The organism is Actinoplanes sp. NPDC026670, from assembly GCF_040638175.1.
In the GTDB taxonomy this organism is placed as follows: domain Bacteria; phylum Actinomycetota; class Actinomycetes; order Mycobacteriales; family Micromonosporaceae; genus Actinoplanes.
On record NZ_JBEZXU010000002.1, the window covers coordinates 22,811 to 37,283 of the forward strand.

The 14,473-nt window shown below is 68.1% G+C and carries 17 protein-coding genes; 8 read left to right on the forward strand and 9 right to left on the reverse strand.

The annotated features are described in order from the left end of the window. Positions 1 to 198: 198 nt before the first annotated feature. A complete protein-coding gene (locus tag AB0E94_RS01805) occupies positions 199 to 705 on the reverse strand; it encodes a DinB family protein (protein WP_360320921.1) in 507 nt (168 codons plus the stop codon). Positions 706 to 760: 55 nt separating this feature from the next. Next, positions 761 to 1,309 carry a hypothetical protein gene (locus AB0E94_RS01810; protein WP_360320924.1) on the reverse strand — a complete coding sequence of 183 codons (549 nt, stop codon included), beginning with the start codon at positions 1,307 to 1,309 and terminating at the stop codon, positions 761 to 763. A 658-nt stretch (positions 1,310 to 1,967) separates the two neighbouring features. Here AB0E94_RS01810 and AB0E94_RS01815 point away from each other — a divergent pair. Next, positions 1,968 to 3,071: a serine/threonine protein phosphatase gene (locus tag AB0E94_RS01815; RefSeq protein WP_360320927.1), complete on the forward strand. Its 1,104-nt coding sequence runs from the start codon at positions 1,968 to 1,970 to the stop codon at positions 3,069 to 3,071. 219 nt (positions 3,072 to 3,290) lie between these two features. On the opposite strand, the gene AB0E94_RS01820 is transcribed toward AB0E94_RS01815, so the two are convergent. Both AB0E94_RS01820 and AB0E94_RS01825 read right to left on the reverse strand, forming a co-directional pair. Then, on the reverse strand, positions 3,291 to 3,932 hold the full coding sequence (locus AB0E94_RS01820) for a lysophospholipid acyltransferase family protein (RefSeq protein WP_360320930.1): 642 nt from the start codon (positions 3,930 to 3,932) through the stop codon (positions 3,291 to 3,293). Between the two features lie 66 nt (positions 3,933 to 3,998). Continuing rightward, positions 3,999 to 5,171 carry a PP2C family protein-serine/threonine phosphatase gene (locus tag AB0E94_RS01825; protein WP_360320933.1) on the reverse strand — a complete coding sequence of 391 codons (1,173 nt, stop codon included), beginning with the start codon at positions 5,169 to 5,171 and terminating at the stop codon, positions 3,999 to 4,001. A gap of 68 nt (positions 5,172 to 5,239) precedes the next feature. On the opposite strand from AB0E94_RS01825, the gene AB0E94_RS01830 reads away from it, so the two are divergent. From AB0E94_RS01830 to coaD, 4 genes are all read left to right on the forward strand, one after another. After that, a complete protein-coding gene (locus AB0E94_RS01830) occupies positions 5,240 to 6,691 on the forward strand; it encodes an AAA family ATPase (protein ID WP_360320936.1) in 1,452 nt (483 codons plus the stop codon). A 1-nt stretch (position 6,692) separates the two neighbouring features. Further along, positions 6,693 to 7,898, forward strand: a complete 1,206-nt coding sequence (locus tag AB0E94_RS01835; RefSeq protein WP_360320939.1) for a hypothetical protein — start codon at positions 6,693 to 6,695, stop codon at positions 7,896 to 7,898. A gap of 92 nt (positions 7,899 to 7,990) precedes the next feature. Then, entirely contained in the window at positions 7,991 to 8,170 is a 180-nt protein-coding gene (locus tag AB0E94_RS01840) for a hypothetical protein (protein ID WP_360320942.1), read from the forward strand. A 53-nt stretch (positions 8,171 to 8,223) separates the two neighbouring features. After that, on the forward strand, positions 8,224 to 8,664 hold the full coding sequence (gene coaD, locus AB0E94_RS01845; protein WP_360320945.1) for a pantetheine-phosphate adenylyltransferase: 441 nt from the start codon (positions 8,224 to 8,226) through the stop codon (positions 8,662 to 8,664). Here coaD and AB0E94_RS01850 read toward each other — a convergent pair. From AB0E94_RS01850 to AB0E94_RS01860, 3 genes are read right to left on the reverse strand one after another with little or no spacing between them, the layout of a single operon-like run. Further along, positions 8,614 to 9,084, reverse strand: a complete 471-nt coding sequence (locus tag AB0E94_RS01850) for a GNAT family N-acetyltransferase (protein ID WP_360320948.1) — start codon at positions 9,082 to 9,084, stop codon at positions 8,614 to 8,616. The two genes, coaD and AB0E94_RS01850, sit on opposite strands and share 51 nt — an antisense overlap. 27 nt (positions 9,085 to 9,111) lie before the next feature. After that, on the reverse strand, positions 9,112 to 9,822 hold the full coding sequence (locus tag AB0E94_RS01855; protein ID WP_360320951.1) for a DUF6193 family natural product biosynthesis protein: 711 nt from the start codon (positions 9,820 to 9,822) through the stop codon (positions 9,112 to 9,114). A 5-nt stretch (positions 9,823 to 9,827) separates the two neighbouring features. Next, the gene (locus AB0E94_RS01860; protein ID WP_360320954.1) at positions 9,828 to 10,232 is read right to left on the reverse strand and encodes a type II toxin-antitoxin system VapC family toxin; all 405 of its coding nucleotides are present in this window, start codon (positions 10,230 to 10,232) and stop codon (positions 9,828 to 9,830) included. Between the two features lie 82 nt (positions 10,233 to 10,314). Between AB0E94_RS01860 and AB0E94_RS01865 the strand changes: the two genes are divergently transcribed. Genes AB0E94_RS01865 through AB0E94_RS01875 form a run of 3 tightly spaced genes read left to right on the forward strand, consistent with a single transcriptional unit; the run spans position 10,315 to position 12,212 of the window. Continuing rightward, complete coding sequence (locus AB0E94_RS01865) at positions 10,315 to 10,839, forward strand: NUDIX hydrolase (RefSeq protein ID WP_360320957.1); 525 nt, start codon at positions 10,315 to 10,317, stop codon at positions 10,837 to 10,839. Next, positions 10,836 to 11,327, forward strand: coding sequence for an SRPBCC family protein (locus AB0E94_RS01870; protein WP_360320960.1), 492 nt, complete (start codon positions 10,836 to 10,838; stop codon positions 11,325 to 11,327). The genes AB0E94_RS01865 and AB0E94_RS01870 overlap by 4 nt, the downstream gene beginning before the upstream one ends. A gap of 9 nt (positions 11,328 to 11,336) precedes the next feature. Beyond that, positions 11,337 to 12,212 carry an SMI1/KNR4 family protein gene (locus AB0E94_RS01875; RefSeq protein WP_360320963.1) on the forward strand — a complete coding sequence of 292 codons (876 nt, stop codon included), beginning with the start codon at positions 11,337 to 11,339 and terminating at the stop codon, positions 12,210 to 12,212. Between the two features lie 791 nt (positions 12,213 to 13,003). On the opposite strand, the gene AB0E94_RS01880 is transcribed toward AB0E94_RS01875, so the two are convergent. Together AB0E94_RS01880 and AB0E94_RS01885 are read right to left on the reverse strand one after the other, a co-directional pair. Next, positions 13,004 to 13,396, reverse strand: a complete 393-nt coding sequence (locus tag AB0E94_RS01880) for a hypothetical protein (RefSeq protein ID WP_360320966.1) — start codon at positions 13,394 to 13,396, stop codon at positions 13,004 to 13,006. A 130-nt stretch (positions 13,397 to 13,526) separates the two neighbouring features. Beyond that, the gene (locus AB0E94_RS01885) at positions 13,527 to 14,459 is read right to left on the reverse strand and encodes a LysR family transcriptional regulator (protein WP_360320969.1); all 933 of its coding nucleotides are present in this window, start codon (positions 14,457 to 14,459) and stop codon (positions 13,527 to 13,529) included. Positions 14,460 to 14,473: the final 14 nt, after the last annotated feature.

Here is a 14,473-nt window from a genome sequence, read left to right on the forward strand (position 1 = left end):
TTCCGAAACCCAGTTACGCAACCGCTCACAGAATCCGCGCCGCGATCCCGGAAAGACCATTCCTTCGGGCCTGATGGCTGTACGGAAACCCGCTGACCAGCCGCGATCGGGGTCACGAGGGAACCTCGATCTCCGCGGGTTTCCCCTGTCGAGTCCGGTGAAACACCAGCTCTGCCCGGCGGCAGGCGTCCGCTCAGATCAGATTCCCCGTGACCCGTCGAGCGTCTCGCGGATGATGTCGGCGTGCCCGGCATGACGAGCGGTCTCCTCGATCATGTGGAGGAGAACATAGCGCAGGTTGCATTCGATGAGATCGGTGCGCGCGCAGAGGGCGTCCAGGTCCATTGCGGCGGCGATCGTGTTTGACGTCTCGATGTGCTCCCGATAGACCGCGATCCAGTTCGCCACGGTATCGCTGTCGTGGCTGATGAGCTCGGCGTCCCGAGGTTCCGGCATGACCTCGGGCCATCCATCGGGCGACGTCCTTCCCGCCATGATCACCTGGAACCAGCGGCGCTCCCAGGTCGCCGCGTGCTTGATGAGGCCGAGCAACGACAGGGAACTCGCCGTTGGCGCTTGGCGTGCCAGTTCGTCGCTGACGTCTTCGACTTTGCGGATAAGCCCGATGCGCTGGGCATCGAGGAAGTTCTCCAGCGCGTCGTACTCGGATTTCGGTGTGCGCGACACGGTCATCTCGCTCGGCATCCATCAATGCTTCCACAAGAGCATGTGCCACAAGCATCTCAAGGCACCGGACCCGTCAGGCGCGAGTGAAGCCCATAGTCGGATCGGGCGGCCCGCCCAACTTCACGGAGAGCGTGTCAACGAGTCGCCAGAGTTTGAGATCATCGGTTGCCGAAGCCCGTTCTGCCATCAGTTCGAGCACCGTTTCCCATTTCTGGGTCTCCATCTTGGCCGCGACGTCGCCCTTCGAGACCCGCTTGCTGGCCGCATAGATCGGCCGGTACGCGGACGGATTGTCAAGCACTGCGCGGATCTTCCGCCACTTCGAGGGCGACAGGCGGACCGTACGGAGGGAGCTCTGGAGGTCAGGGGAGGTGGGGGCGAGCGCGGCGATCCTGAACTCGCACCACGGCGACGGGTCGCTCGTCGTCGTGTAAAGCTCCCAGCGGTACAACTCACCGCGCTCGAGTTCCCGGCGGGGATACAGGGTCACATCGCCTTGATCGTTCGTCGTCAGGTCACTGCTGTTGACGTTAACGTATGCGAAAAAGTCGCCGCTCTTCTTAAAAAGTTGCAGCCTATTCTCTGCCGGCGCGGTTAGCCGGACGGTCAGGACGGGATGCATCGTGTCAAGGACGGGGCGAGCCTCACCGGAGCCGCAGGTCCTGCCGTCGACTCGAAAGCTGTCCGGCACCACCGCAGGGGACGGTCGTGGCGCCTCGGTAGGGACTGGCCACTCGGGGCGCCAGGCTGTGACAGGGGGGAGCGGCAGAACAACATCGCCGGGGTGGGTGGCGGGTGACTCCGTCCGCGGCAGCCGGTTCGGCAAGGCGGTGGAGTCGGTGCCCGACAGATGTATCGCCATCACGGCGGCCACCGCCAACACGAGAAACAGCGCGAGGACGAAGGTCGACCGGAACCGCGGCCGGGGTACGGCTGGGTCGTCCGGAGGCATCACGGGCACCGGCTCAATAGCGGGCTGTGGGCGAGATGTACCAGTTGCCTCCGGGCGCTGGTCGCCCCGCCTTTGCCGGTGCCGATGGACTGCGTACGCCCCACCTAGTACGGCCCCGGTTGCGGCGAGCAGAGCCAGCCAGCCAGACCGGCGGGAGGACGAGCGCAGATTCGTCACGGCTCGACGGTCGGCAGGCCCACCGTCAACTTGACGCTTCCGCCCAGTGATTCTCCCCGGGCCGGTCAAGTGAGGAGGTAAGTCTGGCCGGACGGCAGCGGACCGGAGTCACCACTCTGAGGGAATCAGCACCCAGTGGCATGATGCCGAGGTGCTCCTTGAGCGGCGTTCCCGCCATAACCATGTCGCGACCTTACTGGCAGCCCACGCCGACGCCGAACTGACGGCGTTGTTGCGGACCGCGCAGCTCAGGGGCGTGGGCGTTGGTGGCGGCGCTTCGAGCATCGACATCGATGGCTCGCCCGTGTTCGTCAAGCGCGTGCCGATCACCGACTGGGAGCTGGCTCATCCACACAGCACGGCAAACCTGTTCGACCTACCGGCCCGTTGGCAATACGGCATGTACCGCCTGGCCGGTCCGGGTTTCGGTGCGTGGCGGGAACTCGCCGTCAACCAGACTGTCACTGAGGGAGTGCTCGCAGGCGAGGCCCACTCGTTCCCGTTGCTGTACCACTGGCGGGTGCTGCCCGGCCGCCCGCCGATAGCGGCAGAGCACCTCGACATCGATGCCGTCGTCGCTCAGTTCGGTGGTAACAGAGCCGTTCGCGCACGATTTGAAGCGCTCGCGAGCGCTACTTCGAGCCTCGTGCTGTTTTTCGAACATCTCCCCGATGGGCTGCCGCACTGGCTCAGCGACCCAGTCGGCAGAGCCGCAACGGTGGAACGACAACTACTCGAGATCGCGGCATTCCTGCGTAACCGCGAGGTGCTGCACCTCGACGGACACTTCGGCAACATCCGAGCCGACAACGACCAGCTCTACCTTGTTGATTTCGGGCTCGCCACCTCGCCGCGCTTCGACCTGTCAGACGCCGAGCGGGAATTCGCGGCCACCAACACCGGCCACGACGCCGACTACGCTTCCATGCAGCTGGTGAACTGGCTGATCACCTCGACATGCAGGGTGCCCCCGCCGACCGGCAGCAGTCCCGTCGCCCGCGACCAGCTTGTCCGCCGGTGCGCAACCGGCGACATCCCACCAGAGGTGCCACTGTCCTTGGCGGAGATCATCGCCAGACACGCCCCCGCCGCCTCCCGGATGAACGATTTCTGCTCGCGCCTATTCGACGGCGACCTTAATGCCGAGTACCCCGGCCATCGGAAGGCGATCGAGGCGGGCCGAGAAATCTCCATATCGGCCAATTTGACCACGAGTCCGGTTGGGATGGCGCCGGCTTCTTCTACCCGAGCGTGAGCCACATGCTGCTGGAGATTCGCAACGCGTTGATCCACGGTTCGCCGGTGACAGCCGGCGCGAGGGGCGGAGTCGCACGCCTCTACCGACCAGTCGTGACTCCGGAGCGCGAACTGAATTGGGAAGAGGAAGGTTGACCGCCACCGGACGGGTGACCACGGCCGCTGCCGGCCCCGCCCGGCCCGAAAATCGCGAGCTCACCGACGGCAGCGACCAAGGCTACGGCTGTCGCCCGGCCGGGGCCACCGGTGCGATGGCGCGGAGCTCGGCAGTCAGCCGCGTAGACAGCTCCAGCGCGGACTCCGCCGCATCCGACGGCGTGGGCTCGAAGAACGTCACCTTAAGGCGCGGGCGCCGGGGAAACCGGGCAATATCCACGGTCCCCGACACCGCCGCGCACACGATCCGCGCCTCCGGAACAGCCTGAGCGAGACGCCCCGTACCGCTGCGGGCCCGTAATTGCCGCCCCTGTGACCGCGTGCCCTCCGGGAAGATCCCGAGACAACCACCCGTGGCCAGGCACTCCACCGCGGCATCGAGCGCATCCGTGTCGGCCTGCCCGCGCCGGACCGGGATCTGACCCATCCCATCGAGAACCCGCCGGAGCAGAGGATTCTTCCAGAGCGACGCCTTGGCGAGAGCCCTGATCTGCCGACGCCGGCGGGCGGCGAACGCGATGACGAACGGATCCCAGACACTGTCGTGGTTCGCTGGCACGATCGTCGCGCCCTGCGGCGGCAGGAGATCCAGCCCGACCACTTCCAGACGGCCCCACCAGCGCACGATCGGCCCGGCCGCCGTCATCACCGCCCGATACATCGGCGGGATCGGTGCGGCGTCGCCCGTCCGATCGCGTTTCATGAGCCACTCCCAGTGATTGAACGGCGACATGCCGGTCCAGCAACGCTACAGGGTTGCGGCGCACGGTCAGTGGGCACGCCACTGGAGCATCGCGGCGGTGGCGTCGTCGCGGAGCTCGCCGTCCTCGTACGACACGATGGTCTGCACCAGGCGGCGCATCGTCTCCGCCGCCGCCGTCCCCTGGCCGAGGGTGTCGAGCAGGAACGCGGCCAGCCGCTCCACCCCGAACAGCGCGCCCGACGCATCCCGCGCCTCGGTGATCCCATCGGTGTAGAGCACCAGCGTGTCGCCGGGTTCGAGCTGCTCCTCGACCACCGCCGGCGGCCGGGCGACCATGTGGCCGAGCCCCAGCGGCAACGTGTTCGGTGTCGGCAGCGGCGGCCGCATGCGGCCGCCGCGCAGGAAGACCTCGGCCGGATGCCCGGCGCTGATCCGCCGGTACCGGCCGGTCGCCATGTCCAGCTCGGCCAGCAACGCGGTCACGAAGGCGCCCGGGTACTGAGCGCGCACCCACTTGTCAATCGATCGGCAGGTGTCGATCAAAGAAAGGCCAGAGCGACGCGCATTACGGTACGTGTTGAGCGTCAACGTGGTCAGCGCGCTCGCACTGATCCCGTGCCCGACCGTGTCGAACAGCGCGACATGCAGGACATCCGCGTTGGCGGCGTAGTCGAAGGCGTCACCACCGACGTCGTAGCAGGGCTCCAGCACCGCGGCGACCCGGGTGCCGTCGATCGCGTACGTCAGCGGCGGCAGCTGATTCCAGATGATCTCCGCCGCCAGCTGCATCGGCAGCCGCCGCCGGGTGTGCTCCACCGCGTCGCCGTAGAAGCGGCGACTGGCGATCAGCTCGGCCACCAGAGCCGCAATGATCTCCAGGTCGTGCAGCGCCGATGCCGAAGGATGAGCCGTGACCTGCAACTCCAGCACACCGAGCCGTTCGGCCCCGTGCAGCAGCGGCAGCCACAACACCCCGCCGTCACCCGCGTCGCTCCACTGACGCTGAGACGTGATGAACGCCCGCCCGGCGAGTGTCGCCTCCACCTCCAGAGGCGAGGACACATCCCGGCCCGACCGCAGCGGGTGCAGCCCGACCTGCCCGTAGTCGGCCAGCAGCACGATCGCGGCCCGCGCCTCCAGCAGCGGCGCGGTCTCCATCAGCACGGCCGGCAGATCCTCGGCCCGCCCCCGGTGCCGCAGGTCCATGAGCCGCCGCACGGCCTCCATCGATTCGAGCATCACCCTCATACTCCATCGCCCGATCCGGGACGCAGCCCCAGGGGGTCCTCGACTGCTAGAAATTGCTGATGCCCACCACTGCTGAGGTCAACTCCATCGTCCGTGAGCAGTTCGGCCCGGACTTCGTTCCGGCCCGGGTCGCCGCCGAGGAACAGGTGCGCACGTTCCTCCACAAGCACCTCGGATCGATGGACTCCGCGCAGATCATCGCGCTCGGCCGCCTGATCAATCAGCACAACATGCTCGGCCGGGAACGGTACGACAGGTTCACCCCGGGCTTCATCGGCGCGATCATGAGCAAACTCGGCAGCGACCCCGACACCTTCAACCGCATGGCGACCCGGCTGTGGACCGAACCGTTCCCGGACGCTCTCGCGACTCTCGGGGCGATCTACGCCGACCGGTCACTGTTTCCACACGCCGGTTCTTCACTGCCGAGCCTGCTGCTCTACCTGCGTGATCCCGAGCAGTTCGGAATCTGCATCAACGCCACGAGGCTCGGCCTCGCACAGGAGACCGGAAACGCCTATCACGCGCGAAGCCGGGCCGCGTACGAGAAATTCTGTGTTGATCTCCGCGATTGGCGTCAGCGGCACGGGATCGCACCGCAGGAAGCCGACGCGATCCTCACCGCGATCATGCGCCTCAACAAGCCGGCGCCGGCCGAGCCCCTGCCCTCCGAAGTCGGCGTGGCCGAGGTCGCCGAGGGCTGCTTCCTCGACGTCGAGCAGGTGGACCAGTGGGTTCAGGCGCTCACCACAGGCATGCGGCAGGCGGTCTTCCACGGGCCGCCCGGCACCGGCAAGACGCACGTGGCCCGGCTGCTCGCCCGGCACCTGGCGACTTCGCCCGGCCACATCGAGCTCACCCAGTTCCACCCCGCGTATTCCTACGAGGACTTCATCGAGGGCCTTCGGCCCGACACCACAGAAAACGGGCTGCGGTACGAGGTCCGGCCCGGCGTCTTCACCAGGCTCTGTGAGCGTGCCCGGAACACGCCGGGGGACACCTTCGTCATGATCATCGACGAGATGAACCGGGCCGACCTTGCCGCTGTCTTCGGGGAGCTGCTGTTCCTGCTGGAATACCGGGACACCGAGGTCACCCTGCCGTATTCACAGCGCCGGTTCTCCGTACCCGAAAATGTCTTTCTGCTCGGCACCATGAACACGGCCGATCGCAGCCTCGCCATGCTCGATTTCGCCCTGCGCCGCCGATTCAACGCCTTTCCGCTGCCGCCCGACGAGAAGGTGCTCGAACGCTGGACCGCCGGCCGTCCGGACGGCAGCGCCGAACTCGCGCTGGGGGTGTTCCGGTTGATCCGGGACCGGGTCGGCCCGGACGCGCCGGTCAGTCCGGGCCATTCGTACTGGATGACGGCGGCTCTGGACGCCGCCGTGGCCGAGCGGATCTGGGATTACCAGGTCCGGCCCTATCTGGCCGAATACTGGTTCGAGCAGCCGTCCGAATTGAACCGGCTGGACGAGGATGTCCGCTCCCTGATCGCGGAACTGGCCTGACGTGCTGCGACTGGTCGAATACCGGCCCGCGACCGTGCAGCTCAGCACGGCCGAGGCCGCCGAACTGGCCCGGATGACCGTCGGAACCCGCGACGGCAGCGGACGGCCGCGGCTGATCCAGCGACTGACGCCGACCGCGCGCCCCGGCTTCTACGATCTCCAGCCGGGCCCGTACGTCGGCCGGTTTCAGCTGCTCAGCGGCGGGGCCGTCGAGGTGACCGGCCGGTTCCCGTTCCAGGATCTGGCCACGCTGCTCGGGCTCGGCCGTGATGCCGCGCTGCTCGACGAGGCCACCGCGCCGGGCAGCGGCGGGCACAGCCTGGTGGACCTGATCGCTCTCGCGTTCGTCCGGGAGGCGGAGCGGATCTCCGGCCAGGGGCTGGCCAAGGCGTACGAGCGACGCGCGTTCACCCGATCCCCGTATCCGGGCGTGCCGTCGGTGACGCTGCATCTCAAGGCGCACGCGGGCCGCCCGGACCGGCTGGCCACCCACGCCAACCGGCTCACCAGCGACATCCCGCTCAATCGGCTCCTCGCCACCGCGTACCGCAGGCTGATCGGGCTGCCCTACCCGGACGCCCGCCTGCGCACCCGGGTCCGGGCCCTCGACCCGATCTTCCACGGCATCACCCCGCTGACCGGCCGCCCGGCCGGATCCGCTTCCGTTCCCGCTCGCTATCTCCAGATCGAACGCCTGGCCCGGCTGCTCCTCGACGACCGCAGCACGCTGCCGACCGGCGCCGGGGTGTCGGGGGTGAGCGTCATGTTCGACATGACGCGCATCTGGGAGGACTACGTCGGCAGGTGGCTGCGACACCGGTCGCCGGGAATGTCGGTCACCGCCCAGCAGCCGATCGCGCTGACCGACACCGGACCGAAACGGACCGGCAAAGCCGACTTCGTCCTCTATCGCGGCGGCGAGGCCTCCGCCGTCTACGACGCCAAATACCGCCCTTGGCAGGCGACTCCCGCCACCGACGAGATCTATCAACTCTTCACGTACGCCCAACGACTCGGCGTCGAAAAGGCGGCACTCGTATACCCCGCGCCCGAGAGCCGACGAACGACGACAACGGTTGGGCCGGTGACCATCGAGTCGTGGGCCGTCCCGATCGAAGATCTTGATCTTGCCGCGCCCACGCGGGGTGGTCGGACGCCCACCGTGCGGCATCACGACCATCGATTCCACAATGGTCACAGTACGTAAGGTCAATGCTCGGTGACGGCCCGCACTGTGGTGCTCAACGTCACCTGAACTGGGTTTTTCTAGTTGACCTTCAGAGCCGTAACCTACGCAGCGTGATCTTCTTCGACGACTCGGACGCCGTCACCGTCCAGTATGCCCCGGCCCTGCCCACCCGCATCGACGCCCGGACCATCGCCGGCCGCCTCGCCGCCGGAGCCGGCGCCGCGACCCTGATGCTCGTCGCCGTCGCCGCCGCAGTAGCACTCACCACAGCCCTGATCTGGACCGCCTGACCCCGGCCCCGGTGTTCGAGGACCGGCCCGCGCGCAGCGAATACCCTGAGCCGGTGCCTCCAACGTCTGCGCGCGCCGTCTACCCCGGCACCTTCGCCCCCTTCACCCCGGGGCACCTCGACATCGTCGACCGGGCACGGCGGTTGTTCGCACACCTCACCGTTCTCGTCGCGGTCAACGCCGACAAGGATCCCACCCAACCCGGCACGGCCCGGGCGGACGCCGTCCGGAAGGTTCTACCGCCCGGCTGGACCAACGTCACGGTTGCCACCTGGTCCGGCCTGACCGTCGACTACTGCCACCGAGACCACAGCACAGCGATCATCCGCGGCGTCCGGAATTCAACCGATGCGCTGTACGAGTACCAGCTCGCCGCCATGAACGAGACACTCGGGATCACGACGCTGCTCGTACCCGCTCGACCGGCTCTGGCGAACATGTCCTCAACCGCTGTGCGGACGGCCGTCGGCGAGGCTCTTGACGAAACGGGCTGAGGACGCGCAGATGTCCGCGTACCCGAGAAGCTGGTAGAACTCGTGGGTTCGCGTCCGGAGACGGTTGCTGGTGATCTCCAACTTCACGCAACCGGCGGCGCGTGCCTGCCGTTCGGTGGCAGCCACCAGCAACTGGCCCACGCCCCGGCTGCGGTACCGCTCATCGACGACCAACGCGAGCAGGCGCCCGAGCTTTCCGGATATCTCCAGCATCGGCATGACATGCAGCGCCGCGACGCCGACCAGTTCACCATCGTCGTCGGCGCCGATCAGCCAGCTCGACGGGTCATCCAGCCAGAGGTGGAGTCGTTCCAGCACCACCGCCTCGGTCGTCGGATAACCCAATTGGCCCAGCAGACCGGTAATCGCCGAGACGTCCTGCCGCCGAACCGGCCGAAGCTGTAGATCCATGCCGGACATCCTGGCATCCCCTCGCTGGGGGCCGGGTCACAGCGCGGCGAGTACGAGCCGGAGCGTGTCGGCCGCGTCGGTCTCGTCGTGGGTTCGGCCGTCACTGGTGGTCACGACATACCGGCCGGGCGTTGCAACAGGGGTGACCTTGGGATAGGACCCGGTGAACGGCCACGTCGCGGTGGCGCTGAAACGCAGAGTCCACAGGCTGGTGTACGGGCTGAGCCGACGCAGCCGAGGTTCATGGAAGGCCAGGGCGACAAAAGGATGCAGCCGTGTCGCTATCCGATCGTCGCGGTGGTTCTCGTACAAGTGAAGCCACTTGGCCTCACGGTGATCGCCGCGTTCCCGCGCTGCCGCCAGGGCCACGGATCCGAGAAACGGCCAAGCGGCCGCAACCACAGGCGGCCGCGCACCGGACAGCCATTCGTGCGCCGCGTCCGCGGCGACGGCCACGTCCGGTGCGTAGCCGCTGACCATGACGGAACGCTCAAGGCACAGACCGAGAATGATCTTGCGTTCCCGTGCGCTGAGGATCAGATAGGCGTTCCGTTCACCGTTGCTGACGGCCGCGGTCCGAGGATTCGCCGGTTGCTTGGGACGAGCCCGGAACAGCGACCCGAGCCGGCTGAACTCGGCCTGCCAGGCATCATGCACAGCCCCGTACCCGACGACGTCCGGATACCACTGCGCCGCGTCGCCCCACGACACTTGATCAGCCATCGCTCCATGATGCACCGACGGCATGGTTGCTACCCGCTGGTCATGAGGGCCTCAACGGGCAGCACCGGAACGACGTTCTTCGCCTTCGCCGCCATCCGGGGATCGACCGTCACCAGGGCGTCGGCCTGTAGCCGCGCCACCGCCAGGTATTCGGCGTCGCGTAGCGTGTCCCAGTCGTTCTCGCGGGCGATCCGCCACGCCGTCGCCCGCGACACGCGGTCACCGAGCAGCCGCATTTTCAGCTCGGTGATCCGGACATGGGTTTCCAGCGCCGCACGCTCGGTGCGCTCGCCCCGGCGGACGTCGCGCCACAACAGGTCCAGGGCCTCGGAACGGATGACGTTCGGCGCCACGAGTTGATGGCCGCGATCTACCGCGAGCGCGTTGTCGACGACGTGCAGCAGGGTCGCAGCATCGATCACATAGCGGGCCACCGTCTCAGGGTAGGCGGCGCCGGTGGGCCGGATCGACCGGTTGCGGCACCGGAATGTCGGACCCTGCCGCTAGGTTGCTGCCATGAGTCGCGAGGAGTTGCAGCGGCGGTCGCTGGCGGCCGCTCTGGGTGACGTCGCTGTCGCCCGGGTCGAGTTCGACGACGTCGCAGGCTGGGTGGCCGGTGTCGGCGCGAGCCCGGCGGATCCGCTGGGCGCCGAGGTCTGGGCGTTCGACCGCGACCTGTCCCGAATCCTTCTGGTGCGTAATCCCTGGCGGGGCTGGGTCCCACCGGGCGGAAAGGTCGAGGCGGGGGAGTCGCCCCGCGCTGCGGCGCGTCGTGAGTTCCGCGAGGAGACCGGAGTGGATGCCGAGCTTCTCGCTCAGCCGGCCGGGGCGTGCGTCCGCTCGTTCCATCCGGCCAAGCCGCCGACGCTGAGCCTGTCCTACGCCGCGATCGTCGATTCCGCCGCTCCGCTCACACCCGAGCCCGGCCAGCCCGCCGCCTGGATGAGCCTCGACGACGTGTGGGAGAGCTGGTTCCCGGACGACGTGGTCCGCATGCGCGAGCACGCGCAGTGGCTGGCAGCGGGGAGCGTCTCGCCATGAAATACACCGTCTCCATCGAGATCGCCCGGCCCCTGGAGCAGGTGGCTCAGATGCTCGCCGACCCGGCACAGATGCCGGGCTGGCTACGCGGCCTGGTGCTGCACGAGCCGCTGACAGGGGTGCACGGCCAGGTCGGCACCGAGTCACGCGTCGTGTTCAACTCGGGCGGGCAGCAGTTCGAGTGCACCGAGACCATCACCCGCCGGGAGCCGGCCGACCTGCACCGGATCCCGAGTGACATGGTCGTCCGCTTCGAGCGCGAGATCGTCGCCAAGGGCATGTGGAATGCCGCACGTGAGCGGCTGACCGAGGCCGGCCCGGAGGCGACTCTCTGGGTCAGCGAGAACGAATACCGGTTCAGCGGCCTGATGATGCGGCTGGTGGGTCTGCTGATGCCGGGTAGCTTCCGCAAGCAGTCACAACAGCACATGCAGGATTTCAAGGCGTATGCCGAAGACGGAACCGATGTCCGCGAAGCGAAAGGTTGACCTGTCCTTATGCGTGTCGAGCGGTTTGAGTTCGCCGTTGAGTCCGTCGAGGCCGCCGCCGGCGGGTGGCGCCTCGAGGGCGAGGCGGGTTACCACCCACGGCACTGGGCCCAGCCGGGCGAGCGCTTTCGTCTCGCCTGCAACGAGTCCGGCCGGAAGCGGCGCGCCGTGGACCTGGTCGTCGCCGAGCTCGCCGAGTCGTATGCGGTGGTGTCCGGCATCGGCGGCGACCTGCTCCGGTCAGGCGACATCGTGTCCGGTGAGCGCAGTGTTCCCGACCGCGTGGACACCCAGCGGACGCCGACCGAGGCGGCCGCCCACCTGGCCGAGATTCTGGAACTGCCACCTCTGGCCGATTCCGGCGGAAAGAGCATCGACTGGCCGGTCGTGGAGGCGGAACTCGGTGTGACACTGCCCGGCGACTATCGGGCTTTCATCGACGCCTACGGCAACGGTTCGGTCGATGACCATCTGTATGTGTGTGCTCCCGGCGCGGCCCAGGACTGGGCGGATCTCCTCCGGCACAACTCGTATGCTCACGAATGTGCCGGCCCGGAGTTCTTCGGGCGGGGAAACTGGCGCCGGGAATGGCGCCTGGGCGACGCGTCGCATTGGGCCCCAGGCCGGGAGGACATTCCGGCTTGGTTCGAGCCCGGCGACGACCTGATCTCGTGGGGGCACACCGGAAACGGCGACTTTCTCTTCTGGCACATCAAACCCGGCACGGCACCCGACCGGTGGCCTGTGGTGTTCAAGGAGCGGGGGCCGCTCTGGGAGCAGTACGAGACCGGCTTCGCCGCCACGCTGGCCGACCTGCTGACCGGCATCGTCCAGTCCGAGTACCTGAGCATCTGGCTCGGCGGCCCGCACTCCTACGACCGCTGACCAGCAGAAACGGGGCGAGGCCGATGGAGCGGCACGCGTGCGGTCTGTGCCGCTCCCGGACGGCAACCGTTGCCGCACCCTGGAGTGGCTACTTTGCCAGCGTGTCCGTCTTCGGCGAAGATCCTCGCACGTCGCGCAGGGTCGGCCTCCCCAGCGTCGTGGCTCTCGCGGTGATCTCCGGTGCTCTGGTGACCGCGGTGCTTGGGCATCCGATGCCGGAGGCGGCGCCTGTCGCCGAGTTCCCGAACCGTCCGGTGAGCTGTACTCCGGGCACCCTCCGCGGCTCCTTCGTCAGTGGCGGACCCGTCGACATCCACGCTCTTCAGGCCGCGACCCTGAAAGAGGATGCACAGGACTGCGGATTCCTGACCGCCCGCGACCCGGATCGGCGACCGTCGCCGACGTCAGCGGCCGCGGAGGCGGAAGCCCGGAAGATCAACGCGGCGGTGCAGGCCGCGATCTGCCCGGATCCCGCTTCCTGCTCTGGTGAGCAATCCGGCGCGGACACGGGCGTGGTTGTCCGCAAGGCACTGCGAGACCTGGGCTACCCCGGCGCCGAAGTCCGGCGTGCCGAATACGACGGCGAATCCCCGGAACGCGACGTCGTCTACGGGGTTCCGCTACGTGTGACGACCGGCTGCCTCGTGTCGTTCGCGCGGACGGGCCAGGGTGTCGCGCCGATCGGCCCGTCCGGGACGTTGCGGAACGGGTACTGCCTACGTCAAACAGAAGGTCCATTCTGTTCCGACCTGGCCGCAGCGTTGATCCAAGCCAGGCGACCGGCGGAATCGTCACGGCTGATCCGCACGACGCTGCGCTGCCCGGATTTGTTGCCGGACCTCGGCCCGCGCACGCTGCACCCTGTTGTCGACGGCGAAGAACGCGTCTTCGGGACTGTCGAACAGCCATTCGACCGGCTCTTCGCCGAGCTCGTCGGTGATGAGGCTGGTCATGGCTTTGCGGCAGGCTTCTGAGATCACGACTGCGGGTGTGACGTCGCGGATGGTGGCGTCGTTGAGCACCGCGCCCATCATGTCGCCCCAACGGTAGTCGAGTTCCCGCAGGTCCAGCACGACGCCGACCGGCGCGAACGCCCGTAGCGCGAGCGCGAGCACCGCCCGCATGAACACGGCGTCGCTGTTGCCGGCGCTGCCCATGCCGTACGTGCCGGTGAAGGTCACCACCAGCAGATCGTCGCGGGTTGACGCCTCACCCCGGGCGGTCGCGAACCGGTATTCAAGGGCACTGAGGTCGCTGAGACTGCGAGGGGTGGTCACGTACGAGGGCACCCGCCGATTATCTCCGGAGCTCACCTCACGTGTTGTCCTCGACGGCGACGGCCACGTCGTACAGCAGGCGGCGCAGCCAGACCACGGCCGGGTCGTTCTCGCGGCGCGGATGCCAATGGGCGGCCTCGGTGATGTGCACGGTCGGCAACGGCGTGCGGGCGACCACCAGGTCGAGGATGTCGAGGCAGCGCCGGGCCAGCCGGGACGGCACGAAAGCGCACATCTGCGTCCCGCCGACCGCGAACGGCAACGTCAGCAGGCTGGTGACCTGCACCAGCACGGTCCGGTCGGCGAGCCCGTGCTGTTCCAGGGTCACCTCCAGCGGCCGCCGCCGGCTCCCGGCCGCATTGAACTGGGCGACCGCATGCGGCATGGCCCGCAGATCCGCCAGCCCGAGTTCCCCGTCGACCAGGCGCGGATGGTCACGGGCGACCACGCACACGAGGTGGTCGGTGAAGACCGGCTGGGTGCGTCCCGGGAAGTCGTAGCCGAGCGGCCCGACGATCAGGTCGCGCCGCATCAGCTGTGACTCGAACTGCTCGCGTGCCACCTCGAGTGGATCCAGGGCCAGCGAACACCCCGGCGCCCGCTGTGCGACCAGCCGGGTCAGCGGCTCGGCGAGCACGGTCATCGCATACTCCGACATGCTCACCCCGAACCGGTGGGTGCTGGCCGCCGCATCGAACTCCCGCTGCGCCCCGAGCAGCGCCTCGGCGGCTTCCACGGCCTCGGCGACGACCGGCCGCAACCGTCCGGCGAGCGGGCTCAGTACGAAGCCGCGCCCCTCCCGTACCAGAAGCTCGTCGTCGAAATGTTTGCGCAGCCGCCCGAGGGCGCCGCTCATCGCCGACTGGCTCATCGTCATCCGGTCGCCAGCGTGGGTCAGGTTGCGTTCCTCCAGCAGCGCGTGCAGGGAGAGCAACAGGTTGGCGTCGACTTCCCGCAGCCGTTCCTTCACCCCTCTAGTCTCGG

Coding starts and splice junctions, on each gene's coding strand:
- AB0E94_RS01850 (WP_360320948.1), bottom strand. CDS start 9,084: ATGTCCGGCATGGATCTACAGCTTCGGCCGGTTCGGCGGCAGGACGTC.
- AB0E94_RS01830 (WP_360320936.1), top strand. CDS start 5,240: ATGCCCACCACTGCTGAGGTCAACTCCATCGTCCGTGAGCAGTTCGGC.
- AB0E94_RS01870 (WP_360320960.1), top strand. CDS start 10,836: ATGAAATACACCGTCTCCATCGAGATCGCCCGGCCCCTGGAGCAGGTG.
- AB0E94_RS01810 (WP_360320924.1), bottom strand. CDS start 1,309: ATGCATCCCGTCCTGACCGTCCGGCTAACCGCGCCGGCAGAGAATAGG.
- AB0E94_RS01865 (WP_360320957.1), top strand. CDS start 10,315: ATGAGTCGCGAGGAGTTGCAGCGGCGGTCGCTGGCGGCCGCTCTGGGT.
- AB0E94_RS01805 (WP_360320921.1), bottom strand. CDS start 705: ATGCCGAGCGAGATGACCGTGTCGCGCACACCGAAATCCGAGTACGAC.
- AB0E94_RS01820 (WP_360320930.1), bottom strand. CDS start 3,932: ATGAAACGCGATCGGACGGGCGACGCCGCACCGATCCCGCCGATGTAT.
- AB0E94_RS01875 (WP_360320963.1), top strand. CDS start 11,337: ATGCGTGTCGAGCGGTTTGAGTTCGCCGTTGAGTCCGTCGAGGCCGCC.
- AB0E94_RS01825 (WP_360320933.1), bottom strand. CDS start 5,171: ATGCTCGAATCGATGGAGGCCGTGCGGCGGCTCATGGACCTGCGGCAC.
- AB0E94_RS01855 (WP_360320951.1), bottom strand. CDS start 9,822: ATGCCGTCGGTGCATCATGGAGCGATGGCTGATCAAGTGTCGTGGGGC.